Below are 14,261 nucleotides of genomic sequence, written 5' to 3'. Positions count from 1 at the left end.
AACCGCCTAAGGTGTCAAAAAAGCCCCGTGCGGAGACATTTTCTTGCTCAAATCCCGGGGTGCAGCGAAATTTCCGCGAATATGCGGGGTCAAAGAGTTGCGAAATCGTTCAAAACCGGCATCCGGCTGTCCCGTTTGTGCCAGATCGGCGCCTTGTCCGCAGGCAAGCTCAACCGAAAAGAGCTAACAGGGAAGGAACAAATATGGTCGAACTGTCGGAACTGGTGGATCTCGGGCGCTACCCGATCGACCGTCCGGGCTCCAAGGCTTTTGATCGGCTGATCGGCGATCTGCAGCGCGACTTGCAGGCGGACGGCTGTGCAGTGCTGCCGGGGTTTGTGCATGAGGAGGGGATCGCTATGCTGGCAGCCGAGGCGGACAGTGTGGCGGATCAGGGGCATAAATCCTTCAGCCGCACCAATGCGTATTTCTCGCAGGATGACAGCACCCTGCCGGAGAACCACCCGGTCCGTCAATTTTACGACCGCTCCAACGCCTTTATCCCCGCGGATAACTTCGGGGCGGACAGCCCGTTGCGCGTGATTTACGAATTTCCGGGCTTTATGCCCTTCATACGCACTGCGTTGGGGGAGCCGGAGGACCGTTTCTTCCGCTATGACGATCCGCTGGCCGATGTGATCATCAATATGGTGGAAGAAGGGCAGGGGTTCCCCTGGCATTTCGACACCAACAATTACACGGTGACGCTGGCGATTTAGAACGGCGAGGTCGGCGGCGATTTTGAATATGCGCCGATGCTGCGCACCTCCACGGACGAGAACTACGACGGTGTGGCGCGGGTGCTGGCAGGCGGTTCGCCTCTGGTGCGCAAGCTGGTGCTGCAGCCGGGCGATCTGCAAATTTTCCGCGGCCGCTATTCGCTGCACCGGGTGGCGCCGGTGCAAGGTCCGCGCAAGCGGTATGTCGGCATCTTCTCCTTTGTCGAGACCGAAGGCATGTGCGGCGGGGTGGAGCGCACCAAGCAGCTTTATGGCCGGGTGCTGCCGCGCCACTATGAACGCGAGGGCCTGCGTGCAGACGCGCTGCGGGACTGAACGTCTAAAACCGCCGGGCGCCCCGGGGGAGGGCGCCCGGCAGCCCGGGCACAAGCTTGCGGCAACGCCGAGGGGTTATTCCGTCAGCGCATTGTGCCCGAAATAGAGGAACTCCTTGTCCATCGCCTGCACATCTGCCGCCGCCAGCGACAGCGAGGCTCCGTCCAGCATCTTGAAGCTTTTCTGGTCCTTCACCCAACTATCGGCGGGCTGCAGCGTCGACAGCGTATAGGTGGTGGTCTCGGACAGGTAATGGGTGGGGATCACCACCTTGGGCTGGATTCGTTCCACCAGCGCGTTGGCCTGCTCATAGGACAGGATGTGCTCAGAGCCGTCCACCGGCAGGGTCAGCACGTCGATGCGTCCGATGGCGTCCCAGAACCCGTCCGCCGGATCGGGCCTGTTGTCGCCCCAGATCAGGGTGCGGATGCCGCCGGTCTCCACCACATAGGTCACCATATCCATATGACCCGGGTTGTTGGGCGGGCAGGCCTCGACCCCGAACTCGGCCAAGGCGTTTGTCCAGGGGTACCAGCCCGGCGCGACGCAGGCGTGCTTGTCGGCATAGCCGGTGATCTTGAGATCCGCGAACTCGAACGTGCCGACCATCCGGTCCAGCACCATGGTTGATTGCGGGCGGTCGATGGCGTCATGATCGAAATGGGTGTGGGTGGACATGGTGATATCCACCAGCGTTTCCGGGAACTTCTGCTTGAACCACAAGCCCCAAGCACCGGAGGGGTCATCCCGCCACGGATCAAAAAGGATCGAGGCGCCGCCGGGAGAGGTGATCTTGATCGCGCAATGGCCGTAGAAATCAATCTTCACTTCGCCATCTGCAAAGGCGGACATGTTCTGCAGGTCGATCACATGATTGTTGTTGCCTGGTTGCAGCCAGTCGGTTGATTGCGCCTGCGCGCTGGTGCTGCCCAGCAGGCTGGCGGCTGTTCCGACGCCCGCCGCGCCTGCGGCTGCAAAGAAGCTGCGCCGCGACAGGCCGGGCGCCAGATCATCCTTGCGCCCGTCCAGCCGTGCCGGTTTCAGGTTCTTCTTTTGCTCATCCATTGGTTCCGTCTCCCTTGTTGTATTCTGGCCGCCGCTTTGCTGCGGCGATACAAACAGGCTAGGCATCAAGGCCCCTCAGGGGTGCCCCGGAAGAATATGGGGGGAATATGGGGATGCCCCCCGTAACCGGTGCCGACGGGGCTGCGGCGGGTCTTTGCTGCGGAGGAATTCCGGGCCTTGGCGCTCCTCCCGGTTTCTGGCAGCCTGATGTCAAAGGATCCGGCCGAAGCCGGGCATCAGGAAACCCATTAGAACGGGCAGAGAGCATGAACATCACACGGCGTCATTTTGGATTTGGCCTGGCAGCCTTGGGGCTGAGTGCCTGCAGCAGCACGGTGCCAGCGGGCAGCGGCCCCAGCGGAGCAACCGGCCTGCCAGCAGACCTGCGGCCTGTGCCGAATGCGGGCTATGATACCTGGGTTGCCGCCTTTCGCAGCCGGGCGGAGGCGCAGGGGATTTCGCAATCCACCTTGCACGCGGCGTTCCGTGGTGCAGGCTACCTGCCGGGCGTCGTCAAACGCGACCGCAACCAGACCGAATTCAAGCGCTCGCTGGAGGATTATCTCTCCATTGCGGTCTCGGATGAGCGCCTATCCAAAGGCCGCGCTGCCTTTGCCCGCCACCAGTCCACCCTGCGCACGCTGGAGCGCAGCTATGGCGTTGATGCGGAGATCATCTGCGCGATCTGGGGGCTGGAGAGCTTTTTTGGCGAGCGGCGCGGCAATGTGCCGGTGATCTCGGCCACCTCGACGCTGGCCTATGACGGGCGGCGCGGGGCGTTTTTCGAAAAACAGCTGCTGGCGGCGCTCAGGATTTTGCAGAACGGTGACATCACCCCTGCGTGGATGACCGGCAGCTGGGCGGGGGCGATGGGGCACACCCAGTTCATTCCGACCTCGTACCAGGCCTATGCGGTGGATTACACCGGCGACGGGCGGCGTGACATCTGGTCTGAGGATCCTTCGGATGCCCTGGCCTCAACCGCCGCCTACCTGCAAAGAAACGGATGGACCCGCGGCTTGAAATGGGGCGGCGAGGCCGGTGCGCCGGGCACACCCGGCGGCCGCAGCCTGCAGCCGCAGCAGGGCGGGCCGGTCTTCATCGTCACTGGCAACTTCAATGCTATCAAGCGCTACAACAACTCGGACTCCTATGCGATCGGCGTAGGGCACTTGGCCGACCGCATTGCAGGCGATGGTCCGCTGCGCGCCAGCTTCCCGCCCGATAAGTACGGGCTGACCAAGGATGACCGTATCCTGCTTCAGAAGCGCCTGACCGCCCGCGGTTTTGATACTGGCGGCGCTGACGGGGTGCTGGGGCCGAAAAGCCGCGCCGCCATCAGCGCCTACCAGTCCAGCCGCGGGCTGCCTGCAACGGGTGAGCCGTCCAAGGCGCTGCTCGACCGTCTGAAATAGAGGCTATTCCGCCGAACTCAGCGCAATCAGGTGCTGGCGCAGGTTTTCGCGGCGGCTGAGGCCCAGTTTCTGGCGGATGTTGTTGCGGTGAAAGTCGATGGTGCTGGTCTCGCGCCCCAGGGTGGCGGCGATCTCCTTGGTGGTGCGGCCCATCATGATCAGCTGCATGATCTCGGTCTCCGCTGGCGTCAGCTGCTCCAGCGTTTCCACCAGCTTGGAGGAAAGCGCCGACGTGATGTTCTTGAGATTGTCCTCGACCATCAGCAGGTATGCGCTTTGCAATTCCCGGTCCGCGTCCAGATGGCGCAGCTTGGCGATATAGGGCAGCACCATGCCCTTGATCTGCTGCACGATCTGCTGTTCGAACTCGTGGCGGGAGGCCTCAACATTGTCGATCAGCACCCGCAGGGCAGTATTGGCATCCTCCAGCGCCTTGGTGCGGCGCTTGATGGTGTCCTCGCGGGCGCGCACCGTCTCGCGCAGCTCGGCCTGGGCCTGTTTGCGCTGGGCCACCTCCAGCAGCAGCGCTAGGTCGCCCTCGACCACCCGGCAGAATTCCTGCAGCCCCTTGCGGAACATCAGCGCCCGCTTGTTGCGGCGGGTATCCAGCACGCAGATGGTGCCGTAAACCTCGCCATCGGGCCATTTGATCGGGTAGCCGATGTAGAAGGACATGGCGTGCTCCATATCCTCATTGTCCTGCCAGCGGGGTTCGCATTGGGCGTCTTCGACCACCAGCTCTCCGTCGTTTTCAAAGACGCCAAAGCAGTAGAGCTTTTCGTTCAGATGGTACTTGCGCCCCGGGTAATAGGGGTTGTTTTCGGCGGCGTTCGACACCTTCACCCGGTGGTCCTTGTCCACGGTTGCCATGATCAGCGCGGCCGACACGTCGGTCAGCTCCGCCACCAGATCCACCACCCGCTGCCATTTGGCCTGGGTTTCCGGCGGGATCGGGGGCTTGGCGAGTGTCATGGCGCGTCTCCTTGGCCCGGGAGGCTAAGGCAGGGAGGGCGACGGGCAAAGGAAATTCTGGGTAAGGCGGTCAAAACCCGGCGCCGGTGCCCTGCAGCACGCCATGCTCCAGTGCGTATCGGGTGAGGCCAGCAGTGGAGGAAATGCCCAGCTTGCGCTTGATGTTCTTGCGGTGGGTCTCAACGGTTCTGACTGAGATATCAAGCGTTTGCGCGACTTCCTTGTTGGATTTTCCCTGCGCCAGCTCCAGAAGGATGGTCTGCTCCCGGCCCGTAAGCGCCTCCCGGGTATCGCCGTCCTTGGGCTTCAGTGATCCGGCCGCGCCGGTGCAGAGGTAGGTCTGGCCTTCCATCACCGCGTCGATGGCCTGCTTGATCTCGTCCGTGGGCACGTCCTTCAGCACATAGCCCATGGCGCCATGGCTGAGCGCGGTGGAAATATATTCAGCGCTGTCATGCATCGACAGGATCAGGATGCGGGTGCCGGGGTGCTGCTCCAGGATGATCTCGGTGGCGCTGAGGCCGCCGAGCTTGGGCATGTTCAAATCCATCAGAACCACGTCCGGCGCCAGCGCACCCATCTGGTCGACGGCGTCCTGGCCATCGGTCAAAGAGCCGACGACCGTGATATCATCGTAGCTTTCCAGGATCGACTGGATCCCCTCGGCCACCATCGGGTGGTCATCCACGATCAGAACTTTCACCGGATCAGCCATCATTCCCCCGATGCAGCTTTCCATTGCCGGGTGCCGCGGCAGCTTCCCCTAGGGGAGCTGAACCGGCGTTCCCTCTTCGCCAGGCGGCAGCAGGTGGCTGAGGGGCAGGCTGGCCTCGATCACCGTGCCGCTTTGGGTGCCACGTGATGACAGAATGCGCAAGGTTCCGTCAAGCTGTTCGATCCGCTCCTGCATATTGCGCAGGCCAATTCCCGGGCCGGAGCGGGCGTTTCGCGGTGGCAATCCGCGGCCGTCATCGGTGATCCGCATGGTGGCGCCGCGCTTGTGGCCGCGCAGGTCGATGCTGACCTTGGTGGCCTCCGCGTGGCGCTCAATGTTGGTCAGCGCCTCCTGCGCGATCCGGTAAAGCGCGATCTTGGAATCCTGGTCCAGGCGGTTGCGGAAGACCACAGTAGAGAACTCTGTCTCAATACCCGTCCGGGCGGCAAAATCATCGGTCAGCGCCTTCAGCGCCGGACCAAGGCCGAGGTCGTCCAGCACGCCCGGGCGCAAATCGCGGCTGATCCGGCGGACCTCGGTTATGGCCGTCAGCAGGTTCTCGGTGCCTTTCTCCAATGGTGCCTGGGCCGCCTCGCTGTCGCCGCGCGACAACCGCCGCCTTGTGTTGTCCAGCGCGTAGCGCACCCCGACCAGCAACTGGCTGATGCCGTCATGCAGCTCGCGCGCCACCCGGCCGCGTTCTTCTTCCTGGGCGTCGAACACCCGCTGGGTCAGCTCCTTCAGCTTGGCATCCGCGAGCCGCCGCTCGCGGATATTGAGGAACATGCCGGAGGCAAAGACCAGCACCAGCGACACCAGTGTGATGCCGCCAATGTAGAAGAAAGTCCGCTGCACCCGCGCCTCGACCTCGGCGCGCGAGGCAGCCACCGTCGCCAGCACATCGTCAATGAACACCCCGGTTCCGATCGCCCACTGCCAGTCCTGCAGCCCCAGCACATAGGCGATCATCTGCGCCTCTTCCCCGGTGGAGGGCTTCTCCCAGGTGAAACTGTGCCAGCCCGCCCCGTCGCGGGCCAGGCGGATGAACTCATCCACCACAGGCACGCCCGCGCTGTCGGTCAGCCCCGCCCAATTGCGGTTGATGAATTCGGTCTGGCGCGGGCTCACCAGATTGGTGCCGTCGTAGTCATAGACAAAGAAGAACCCGTCCTTGCCGTAAATCATCGCCGCAAGGATCTGGGTGACCTGCTCCTTGGCTGCGGCATCATCCGGGGCGGCAAGGCCGTAGATATGGGCAAAGCCATTGCGCGCCTGGGTCACGTAGTTGCGCAGCTCTGCCTTTTTGGCCTCCAGCAGCTGCACCTCCAGCGCCTGGATCTCGCGCTCCGCCAGGGCGCGCGACTGGTAGCCCACCAGCACCGCAATCGCGGCACCCGCCACGATCAGCGGCAGGGTCATCAGAAGCGAGAGTTTCTGCGCATAGGTGGGGCGCAGAAGGAGGTCGAACAGACGCATCGGCAAGGCCCCGGAATTAGTCAGACTCTTCTAACGAATCGTGTCCCGGCCGCCCAGCAGAATCAGGCAGGCCGGAGAGCGCTGGATCTTGGGCGGGAGTAACACAAACGGTGTTCCTGGCGAAAACCCGGAACATTTCACCGTAAAGCCTGGAAAAACGTTCCGTTCTACGCAGTAGTAGGTATTCACATAAAATTCATCGCCGCTAGGCTGACCGCACTCGAACCGATCCGCCTTGGGGGGACCCCGGGGCAATCCGAATTGATAATGGGAGGAATAATTAATGGATCGCCGTTCTTTCTTGAAAACATCCGCGCTGGGCGGGTCCGCAGCAGCAGCCAGCACCCTGGCGGCTCCGGCCTATGCCCAGGGCAACCGCACCCTGACCATGGTCACCACCTGGGGCCGCGGTCTGGCAGGCGTGCATGACTCGGCGCAGTTCGTGGCCGACACCATCACCGCCATGTCCGACGGCACCCTGACCGTTGACGTGAAAGCCGCAGGCGAACTGGTTGGCGCGTTCGAAGTGTTCGACGCCGTGACCGCGGGCCAGGCCGACATGTACCACGCCGCTGACTATTACTTTGTCAGCCAGCACCCGGGCTATGCCTATTTCACCGCCGTGCCGTTCGGCATGACCCCGCAGGAACTGGTGAACTGGTACTACCACGGCGACGGCCACGCGCTGCATGACGAACTCGGCCAGATCTTCGGCCTGAAGTCCTTCATCGGCGGCAACACCGGCCCGCAGGCCGGCGGCTGGTTCAACAAGGAAATCAACGGCCCCGAGGACTTCAACGGCCTCAAGTTCCGGATGCCGGGCCTGGGCGGCAAGGCGCTGGGCAAACTGGGGGCGTCTGTGCAGAACATCCCGGGCTCCGAAGTGTATCAGGCACTGTCCTCCGGCGCGATCGACGGCACCGAGTGGATCGGCCCCTGGGCGGACGAAAAGGCCGGTTTCCAGGAAATCACCAAGACCTACTACACCGCCGGCTTCCACGAGCCGGGCGCGGCGCTGTCGGTTGCCACCAACCGCGACGTCTTCGACAGCCTGTCGCCGGCCCATCAGAAGATCATCGAAATGGCATCTGCCGCCGGTCACCAGTGGAGCCTGGCGCAGTTCATGAACAACAACGGTGCAGCGCTGCAACGCCTGCAGTCCGGCGGTGTGAAGACCCTGGAATTCCCCGACAGCGTCTGGGATGCCTTTGGTGCAGCCACCAAGGAAACCCTGGACGAGTTCATGGGCGACGAGCTGTTTGCGAAAATCCGCAACAGCGTCGAATCCTCGATGAAAGCCTCCTCCGGCTGGATCACCAAATCCGAAGGCGCCTACCGCGTTCAGCGCGACCGCGTCCTGGGCTGATCTGCCTGACTGGCATTAATCGGATCCCCCGCCGCCGTGCGGGGGATCCATATGCAGTTGCACCACGCGCGGGACGGCCTGCCGGCAGAGCCGTGTGCCCAACCCGCCGCCGCAGCTTCGCAGCAATCTTCCCGGGGGAAACATGCAGGAAGAGAGTGGCATCACCTTCTTTGGCGCAATCTGGGGCGGGCTTGTCTGGCTGATCCAGAACCTCGCAGGCGCCTTTTACAATTTCGGCTACGCCATCACCCATCCACAGCTTTGGCTCGACTGGTCCGACAAGGCCTCAGTGATGCGCTTTGTCTACTATGGCGGCTCGGTCGAGTTCTTCTTTGTGGTCTTTACCACCTTCCTGGTGCTGACCGCCGTCGGCATCTACTTCCGTGGCTTTATGTGGGGCATGGTCCGCGGGCTGGAGGGGATGGCCAATACCGTTGGCCGTTTCTTTGCCTGGGCGGGCCTCCTGATGGTCTTGCAGCAGATCATCATCGTTTTCATGCAGCGGGTGTTCGCGCGGCCTGACATCAGCTTCGGCTTTGGCATTCCGTTCAGCCAGGACATCAGCTGGTTTGCAGAAGAGCTGAAGTTTTACAACGCCTTGGTGGTCTGTCTTTGTGTGACCTACACCTTTGTGCAGGGCGGCCATGTGCGGGTGGACCTGATCTATTCCGGCATCAGCTTCCGCGCCAAGAAGGTCGTCGACATGCTCGGCTCGCTCTTGTTCATGATGCCTGCCGCCGTGCTGACTTGGATGTACGGCTGGTTCTTCCTGTGGCGCCATCTGATCGTGCCGAAACCCTCGGCCTCGGACAGCCTCGACCGGCTGGTGATGAAATCCCGCGCCCTGCGCTGGAACGTGGAAACCATCGGCTTCAGCCCCAACGGATTCAACGCCTACTTCCTGTTCAAGATTCTGCTGGTGCTGTTTGCGGGCCTCGTGTTCCTGCACGCCATCGCCTTCTTCTACCGCTCCTTCCTGGAGTTCGTCGAAGGCCAGGGCAGTGAAAACAAGTACCTCGACAAGGACAGCCTTGGAGAGGGTGAAGAAGCCTACGAAGGCACGCACTAAAGGGACGTCGGAAAATGCTATTTGGACTTGATGGCGTCGAAATCGGCCTGCTCATCGTATTTTTCTGCCTCTTCGGGGGCATCCTTTCCGGCTTTCCGGTGGCCTTTGCCATCGGCGGCGCCGGAATCATCTCCTTCGGGATCATCGCCGCGCTGGACAGCGCCGGCATCCTGATCCACCAGGCCATCGACACTTCGTCGCAGGCCTATCGCGATCTGGTGGGATCGGGCATCAGGCCCGACAAGATTTCCGTTTTCCGGTACCCGGATTTGCCCAGGCTGGCCGAACCGGTGTTTGCCCAAGGCTGGGAAGTGGCGCTGGACCGCAATGTCTCCTTCATCGTCAACCGCATGAACGAGCGGGTTCTGGCGGGCGCGTCGATTGAAACCCTGCTGGCGGTGCTGATGTTCGTACTGATGGGCATCACCCTGGAGCGCTCCAAGATTGCCAACGACCTCCTGACCACCATGGCGCGCGTCTTTGGCCCGCTGCCGGGCGGCCTGGCGGTGTCGATTGTGGTTGTGGGTGCCTTCCTGGCGGCCTCCACCGGCATCGTTGGCGCAACCGTGGTGACCATGGGCCTCTTGGCGCTGCCCACGATGCTGCGCAACAACTACTCGCCGGAGCTGGCGACCGGCGTGATCGCGGCCTCAGGCACTCTCGGGCAGATCATCCCGCCGTCCATCGTGATCGTTCTTCTGGGCACGCTGGCGGGTGACCTCTATTCCACTGCGCAGGAAACCCGCGCGATGGAGGCAGGCTGCTCCGACGCGCTCACCTATTTGGGTGAACCGGCGGTGGTGTCTGTCGGCACCCTGTTCCAGGCAGCGTTGCTGCCGGGGATTATGCTGGCGGTCCTCTATGCCACCTATGCCTTCGGCTATGCGCTGCTGAACCCGCACAAGGCGCCCGCCGTGACGCTAGAAGGCGGCACCGGAGAAGTAATCACCCGCAACGAAGGGCTGATCTGGTTCCTGGGCGTGCCTGCGGCACTGATCGGCGGTGCGATCCTGCTGTCCAGCTTCAACGTGATTGGCAGCCAGAACATCACTGTCTCCACCTTCTCGGATGCCGGTGAGACAGCCAGCTTGCGCACCAATGTCGGTGCCGAGTGCAAGGCCTCGATGATCGACCTGCACGGGCAGGAGGCCTGGGATACTGCTGTGGAAGAGCAGAAGGCGATCAATGAGGCTGGCGGCGTCACCCTGGCCGAGCGGCTGAGCGAAGAGGAAATAGCCGCCGCCCGCGAGGCCAAGATCGCCTCTGCTGCCCCGATCGGCACCGGCATCACCGTGATCATGGTTCTGCTGGGCCTGGTGCTGGCGTTCGGCCGCGGCGTGGCGCCCTCGCGCGATGCCAAGCCGCTGATCCTGGGCTCCATCGGCATCCTGCTGATTGCGCTGGTGGATCTGGTGGCGATTGCGCCCACCACCTCTGCCGGGGTGACGGTGCTGTGGATCGCGCTGCCGCTGCTGCTGGCGCTTTACGGCTGCCGCGAGGCTGCCGCCCGCTGCGCCAAAAACGATCTGATCCGGGTGGTGTTCCCACCGCTGGTGCTGATCGTTGCGGTGCTGGGCTCGATCCTGGGCGGCATCACCAACCCGACGCCGGCTGCGGCGCTGGGGGCAGGCGGCGCCATCATGCTGGCGGCCTACCGCAAGCTGCAGGATGAAGGCAAATCGGGCAAGATCATCATCTGGTCCACCTTTGCCGTCATGCTCTGTATCCTGATCGGCATGAACTTCGACCTGCGCGTCAACCAGGGCGGCGTCAGCGTCGAAAGCTGGATCGCCTTCATCGCGGCCTATGCGATGTATCTCTATGCACTGTTCGGGCTGCTTTATGGCTGCTGGGTTCTGTTCCGCTCCGGCGTTCTGACCCCGGTGGTGCGGGAAACCGCCAAGGTGACCTCGATGGTCTTCACCATTCTGATCGGCTCTCAGCTGCTCAATCTGGTGGTGATCTCCTTTGGCGGCGAGCACTACATCCAGCAGTTCCTGAAGAGCTTCGACAATGAGATGACGGTCTTCCTGATCGTGATGCTGGTCCTGTTCTTCCTAGGCTTCGTGCTGGACTTCCTGGAGATCATCTACATCGTGATCCCGATCGTCGGCCCGGTGATCTATGGCGGGTCGTTCGACCCGAAATGGGTGACCATCATGGTGGCGGTGAACCTGCAAACCTCGTTCCTGACCCCGCCCTTCGGCTTTGCGCTGTTCTACCTGCGCGGGGTGGCGCCCAAGGAGGTGACGACGGCCCATATCTACCGCGGGATCGTGCCCTTTGTGCTGATCCAGGTGGTGGGCATTGCCATCCTGTGGATGTTCCCGTCGATCGTGACCATCGTGCCGGCGCTGATCCCGAACTGATCCGGGCAGCAGGGTATCAAACGGAAAAGGGGCCCCGAGCGGGCCCCTTTTGCATGTTTGCAGCGGGCAGGGGCACTGCCCCTCTGCGCGCGCGGCGCGCATTCGCCCCGGGATATTTTCAGCCAGATGAACAGGGGATCCTTGCAGGCAGGCGCAGGTTCAGGCGAACTGGATCAGGTCCCAGTGGTTGCCGAAGGGATCGCGCCAGACCGCGACCGTGCCGTAGGGCTCGTGCCGGGGCGCTTCCTCAAACGCAACGCCCTTGGCCAGCATCGCCGCATGGTCGCGGGCAAAATCATTTGTGGCAAGAAACAGCCCGACGCGGCCGCCGAATTGATTGCCGATAGCGGCCTCCTGCTGAGGCCCCTCGGCGCGGGCCAGGATCAGGCTGCCCTGCTCAGCCCCTGGCGGCAGGATCCGGACCCAGCGCTTGCACCCCTGATCAATGTCCTCTGCCAGCTGCCAGCCCAGCTGGCCGCAATAGAAGGCAATGGCGGCGTCATAATCCGGCACCACCAGCGAAACGGCGTGGAGATGCTGCATCAGCGGGTCTTGTGGATTGGCTGTTCAGGCAGCTGGATATTGGCCACCTGCTCGGCAATCGGATCTGTGGACAGCGGGTGGCCCGCTTCCTCGAATTCCGATGGGTCGGTCATCTTTTTCCATTCGCTGCGATGATAGATCTCCAGCCCGGAGAATTTGGCCTTGTAGCCCATTTTCTGGCTGCCGGGCACCCAATAGCCCAGATAGACATAGGGCAGCCCGGCCTCGCGCGCGATATTGATATGGTCGAGAATCATGAAGGTGCCCAGCGAATTCTGCGGCTGGTCGGGGGCGTAGAAGGAATAGACCATGCTGAGCCCGTCCTCCAGCACATCCGTGAGCGACACCGCGGTCAGCTGGTTGCTGCCGGTCTCGGCATATTCCACCACCCGGCTGCGCACCGGCGTTTCCTCGATCATTGCGGCGTATTCAAACACATCCATATCGGCCATGCCGCCATCGGCATGGCGGCTGTCGAGGTATTTGCGGAACAGGGTAAACTGGTCTTCGGTCGCCCAGGGCGAGGTCGCCCGCCGTTCCAGATGCGTGTTGCGCTTTAGGGTGCGTTTCTGACTGCGGGTGGCGCTAAAGGCGGAAACGTCGATCCGCGCCGACAGGCAGGCCGAGCATTCTGAGCAGGACGGCCTGTAGAGCACGTTTTGCGAGCGGCGGAACCCCTGCTGGCTGAGACTGTTGTTCAGCTGCTCCACCCCGTCGCCCTGCAGCGCGGTGAACAGTTTCCGTTCCATCCGCCCCTCCAGATAGGGGCAGGGCTGCGGCGCAGTCACGTAGAACTGCGGAGCAATGGGAAGGGTATGGCGCATCAGAACTCTTCAGCAGTTTCGCAGGACAACAGGAACGGTTCGCTTCGTCGTTCCGGGATGATAGCAATGCGGTTCCGATGCGCCAAGCGGTCTTGTGGAAAATGGTTTAACGGTATCTTGCGTTTGCCCATCAGACCCGGCGGTTCAGCATTACGGTGCCCAGGAAATGATCGGTCAGCCCCTGGCCGCGTGATGAGGTCAGCATCAGAATAACCGAGATCACCTGCAAGACCGGCAGCGCCAGCGACAGGGTGTAGCCTGCGGTGTGCAGCGCGGCCGTGCCGCTGTCCATCCGCTGGCCTTCGCCGTCGCGCAGTTCAATGCCTGCAAAGCGCATGCCCAAGGTTGCGGAGCCGTTGGCAATGGTCACGGTCCGGTAGGCAAATCCAACCGCCAGGTACAGAAGCGGCCAGATCAGGAGGCCGGTAAAGGCGGTCAGCACCACGGCGCCGGCGCTAAGCGCAAAGATCAGGATGCTGTCGATGATCCAGGCGATCAGACGCTTGGCGGGGACAGACGCGTAGAATTCTGCCTGGAAGTCGGGATCGGGCAGGGCGGTCATACATGGGTCCTTTGCTGAATGGTCACGAGGAAGCCCCGCCCGGGCAGATGGGCGGGGCAGCAGGAGGGAAGGGGATCAGTGGCGCTTGGGGTCGCCCTGGCCGTTGTCCTCGTCCTCCAGATCTTCGCTGGAAGCATTGCGGGCGCGTTCGTCCATGAATTCGTCGAACTCCGCCTTGTCCTTGGCTTCACGCAGGCGCTGCAGGAAGGCTTCAAAATCATGCTGTTCCTGTTCCAGACGGTGCAGTGTGTCGGCCTTGTAGGCGTCAAAGGCACTGTTGCCCGAGGGTTTCATCGCTGAATATCCGTGGCGGGCCCAGGACTTGCGGTGGCGGCAGGAGGACTTGCTGAACATGCGTTTGCTCCAGATCATGTAGAAAAGAAGGGCCAGGCCAACCGGCCAGAAAAACACGAAACCCAGCACCATGGCAGCGATCCAGGCGCCCTTGCCCTTGCTGTCCAGCCAGGCTTCGCTGCGGTAAAACCAGCCCTGTACCGGGGCGGCAGGGGCGGTTGGGGTGAAACTCGTCATCGGCGGGGTCCTCCAGGTTACGGGTGAATGTAAATCCTTTTCACATGAATGCATATCGGAAGCCGCCCGGCGGCTTTCAAGGGTGCATGTAAATCTTTTTCACATTTTTTGGTGTAGCGGGACACTTCGCGTTGCAGTGCGGGACACTTCCCGTTGCAGCAACTCATTTTCGCGAATTTCCTGATTTTTGGAGCTTTTCCGGGGGCATTTCCAGCCCCGGCGCGGCGCAGATTGCGGCGCTTGGCTCGGAACCTTGGGACACTTCCCGTTTCAATACCCGGAAATCTGCCGCCCAAACC

General features: G+C 62.4%; 14 protein-coding genes. 6 read left to right on the top strand and 8 right to left on the bottom strand.

Annotated features, from left to right (window positions below; all coding sequences use genetic code 11):
* The first annotated feature begins 203 nt into the window (after positions 1-203).
* Positions 204-719 carry a hypothetical protein gene (locus ACXAEK_RS17465; RefSeq protein WP_475043802.1) on the top strand — a complete coding sequence of 172 codons (516 nt, stop codon included), beginning with the start codon at positions 204-206 and terminating at the stop codon, positions 717-719.
* A gap of 36 nt (positions 720-755) precedes the next feature.
* Positions 756-1,055, top strand: coding sequence for a hypothetical protein (locus ACXAEK_RS17460; protein ID WP_475043800.1), 300 nt, complete (start codon positions 756-758; stop codon positions 1,053-1,055).
* A 75-nt stretch (positions 1,056-1,130) separates the two neighbouring features.
* Here the strand turns inward: ACXAEK_RS17460 and ACXAEK_RS17455 are convergent, their stop codons facing one another.
* Positions 1,131-2,120 carry an MBL fold metallo-hydrolase gene (locus tag ACXAEK_RS17455; protein ID WP_475043798.1) on the bottom strand — a complete coding sequence of 330 codons (990 nt, stop codon included), beginning with the start codon at positions 2,118-2,120 and terminating at the stop codon, positions 1,131-1,133.
* A 266-nt stretch (positions 2,121-2,386) separates the two neighbouring features.
* Between ACXAEK_RS17455 and ACXAEK_RS17450 the strand changes: the two genes are divergently transcribed.
* The gene (locus ACXAEK_RS17450; RefSeq protein WP_475043796.1) at positions 2,387-3,535 is read left to right on the top strand and encodes a lytic murein transglycosylase; all 1,149 of its coding nucleotides are present in this window, start codon (positions 2,387-2,389) and stop codon (positions 3,533-3,535) included.
* A gap of 3 nt (positions 3,536-3,538) precedes the next feature.
* Here the strand turns inward: ACXAEK_RS17450 and ACXAEK_RS17445 are convergent, their stop codons facing one another.
* The 3 genes from ACXAEK_RS17445 to ACXAEK_RS17435 form a co-directional block, all read right to left on the bottom strand.
* A complete protein-coding gene (locus ACXAEK_RS17445; protein WP_475043795.1) occupies positions 3,539-4,507 on the bottom strand; it encodes a LuxR C-terminal-related transcriptional regulator in 969 nt (322 codons plus the stop codon).
* 70 nt (positions 4,508-4,577) lie between these two features.
* The gene (locus tag ACXAEK_RS17440) at positions 4,578-5,222 is read right to left on the bottom strand and encodes a response regulator transcription factor (protein ID WP_475043793.1); all 645 of its coding nucleotides are present in this window, start codon (positions 5,220-5,222) and stop codon (positions 4,578-4,580) included.
* A gap of 48 nt (positions 5,223-5,270) precedes the next feature.
* A complete protein-coding gene (locus ACXAEK_RS17435) occupies positions 5,271-6,698 on the bottom strand; it encodes a cache domain-containing protein (RefSeq protein WP_475043791.1) in 1,428 nt (475 codons plus the stop codon).
* A 283-nt stretch (positions 6,699-6,981) separates the two neighbouring features.
* Between ACXAEK_RS17435 and ACXAEK_RS17430 the strand changes: the two genes are divergently transcribed.
* The 3 genes from ACXAEK_RS17430 (at position 6,982) to ACXAEK_RS17420 (ending at position 11,502) form a co-directional block, all read left to right on the top strand.
* On the top strand, positions 6,982-8,064 hold the full coding sequence (locus ACXAEK_RS17430) for a TRAP transporter substrate-binding protein (protein WP_475043789.1): 1,083 nt from the start codon (positions 6,982-6,984) through the stop codon (positions 8,062-8,064).
* A 142-nt stretch (positions 8,065-8,206) separates the two neighbouring features.
* A complete protein-coding gene (locus ACXAEK_RS17425; protein ID WP_475043787.1) occupies positions 8,207-9,133 on the top strand; it encodes a TRAP transporter small permease subunit in 927 nt (308 codons plus the stop codon).
* Positions 9,134-9,147: 14 nt separating this feature from the next.
* The gene (locus ACXAEK_RS17420) at positions 9,148-11,502 is read left to right on the top strand and encodes a TRAP transporter large permease (RefSeq protein WP_475043785.1); all 2,355 of its coding nucleotides are present in this window, start codon (positions 9,148-9,150) and stop codon (positions 11,500-11,502) included.
* Positions 11,503-11,661: 159 nt separating this feature from the next.
* Here the strand turns inward: ACXAEK_RS17420 and ACXAEK_RS17415 are convergent, their stop codons facing one another.
* The 4 genes from ACXAEK_RS17415 to ACXAEK_RS17400 all read right to left on the bottom strand — a co-directional run bounded on the left by ACXAEK_RS17415 (position 11,662) and on the right by ACXAEK_RS17400 (position 13,962).
* Positions 11,662-12,045, bottom strand: coding sequence for a VOC family protein (locus tag ACXAEK_RS17415; protein ID WP_475043783.1), 384 nt, complete (start codon positions 12,043-12,045; stop codon positions 11,662-11,664).
* Entirely contained in the window at positions 12,045-12,869 is an 825-nt protein-coding gene (locus tag ACXAEK_RS17410) for an arginyltransferase (protein ID WP_475043782.1), read from the bottom strand. The genes ACXAEK_RS17415 and ACXAEK_RS17410 overlap by 1 nt, the downstream gene beginning before the upstream one ends.
* 130 nt (positions 12,870-12,999) lie before the next feature.
* On the bottom strand, positions 13,000-13,431 hold the full coding sequence (locus ACXAEK_RS17405; RefSeq protein WP_475043780.1) for an RDD family protein: 432 nt from the start codon (positions 13,429-13,431) through the stop codon (positions 13,000-13,002).
* Between the two features lie 75 nt (positions 13,432-13,506).
* Positions 13,507-13,962, bottom strand: coding sequence for a DUF2852 domain-containing protein (locus ACXAEK_RS17400; RefSeq protein ID WP_475043778.1), 456 nt, complete (start codon positions 13,960-13,962; stop codon positions 13,507-13,509).
* Positions 13,963-14,261 lie beyond the last annotated feature (299 nt).

Source organism: Leisingera sp. ABM4_101, assembly GCF_056158725.1.
Note: the sequence above shows the minus strand (reverse complement) of the source record. Positions and strands in the feature narration are given on the sequence as shown.

Excerpts from the sequence above, each read along its gene's own strand:
- ACXAEK_RS17410 (WP_475043782.1), bottom strand. The coding sequence starts at position 12,869 with ATGCGCCATACCCTTCCCATTGCTCCGCAGTTCTACGTGACTGCGCCG.
- ACXAEK_RS17455 (WP_475043798.1), bottom strand. The coding sequence starts at position 2,120 with ATGGATGAGCAAAAGAAGAACCTGAAACCGGCACGGCTGGACGGGCGC.
- ACXAEK_RS17405 (WP_475043780.1), bottom strand. The coding sequence starts at position 13,431 with ATGACCGCCCTGCCCGATCCCGACTTCCAGGCAGAATTCTACGCGTCT.
- ACXAEK_RS17425 (WP_475043787.1), top strand. The coding sequence starts at position 8,207 with ATGCAGGAAGAGAGTGGCATCACCTTCTTTGGCGCAATCTGGGGCGGG.
- ACXAEK_RS17420 (WP_475043785.1), top strand. The coding sequence starts at position 9,148 with ATGCTATTTGGACTTGATGGCGTCGAAATCGGCCTGCTCATCGTATTT.
- ACXAEK_RS17450 (WP_475043796.1), top strand. The coding sequence starts at position 2,387 with ATGAACATCACACGGCGTCATTTTGGATTTGGCCTGGCAGCCTTGGGG.
- ACXAEK_RS17440 (WP_475043793.1), bottom strand. The coding sequence starts at position 5,222 with ATGGCTGATCCGGTGAAAGTTCTGATCGTGGATGACCACCCGATGGTG.
- ACXAEK_RS17460 (WP_475043800.1), top strand. The coding sequence starts at position 756 with ATGCTGCGCACCTCCACGGACGAGAACTACGACGGTGTGGCGCGGGTG.
- ACXAEK_RS17435 (WP_475043791.1), bottom strand. The coding sequence starts at position 6,698 with ATGCGTCTGTTCGACCTCCTTCTGCGCCCCACCTATGCGCAGAAACTC.
- ACXAEK_RS17430 (WP_475043789.1), top strand. The coding sequence starts at position 6,982 with ATGGATCGCCGTTCTTTCTTGAAAACATCCGCGCTGGGCGGGTCCGCA.
- ACXAEK_RS17465 (WP_475043802.1), top strand. The coding sequence starts at position 204 with ATGGTCGAACTGTCGGAACTGGTGGATCTCGGGCGCTACCCGATCGAC.
- ACXAEK_RS17415 (WP_475043783.1), bottom strand. The coding sequence starts at position 12,045 with ATGCAGCATCTCCACGCCGTTTCGCTGGTGGTGCCGGATTATGACGCC.
- ACXAEK_RS17445 (WP_475043795.1), bottom strand. The coding sequence starts at position 4,507 with ATGACACTCGCCAAGCCCCCGATCCCGCCGGAAACCCAGGCCAAATGG.
- ACXAEK_RS17400 (WP_475043778.1), bottom strand. The coding sequence starts at position 13,962 with ATGACGAGTTTCACCCCAACCGCCCCTGCCGCCCCGGTACAGGGCTGG.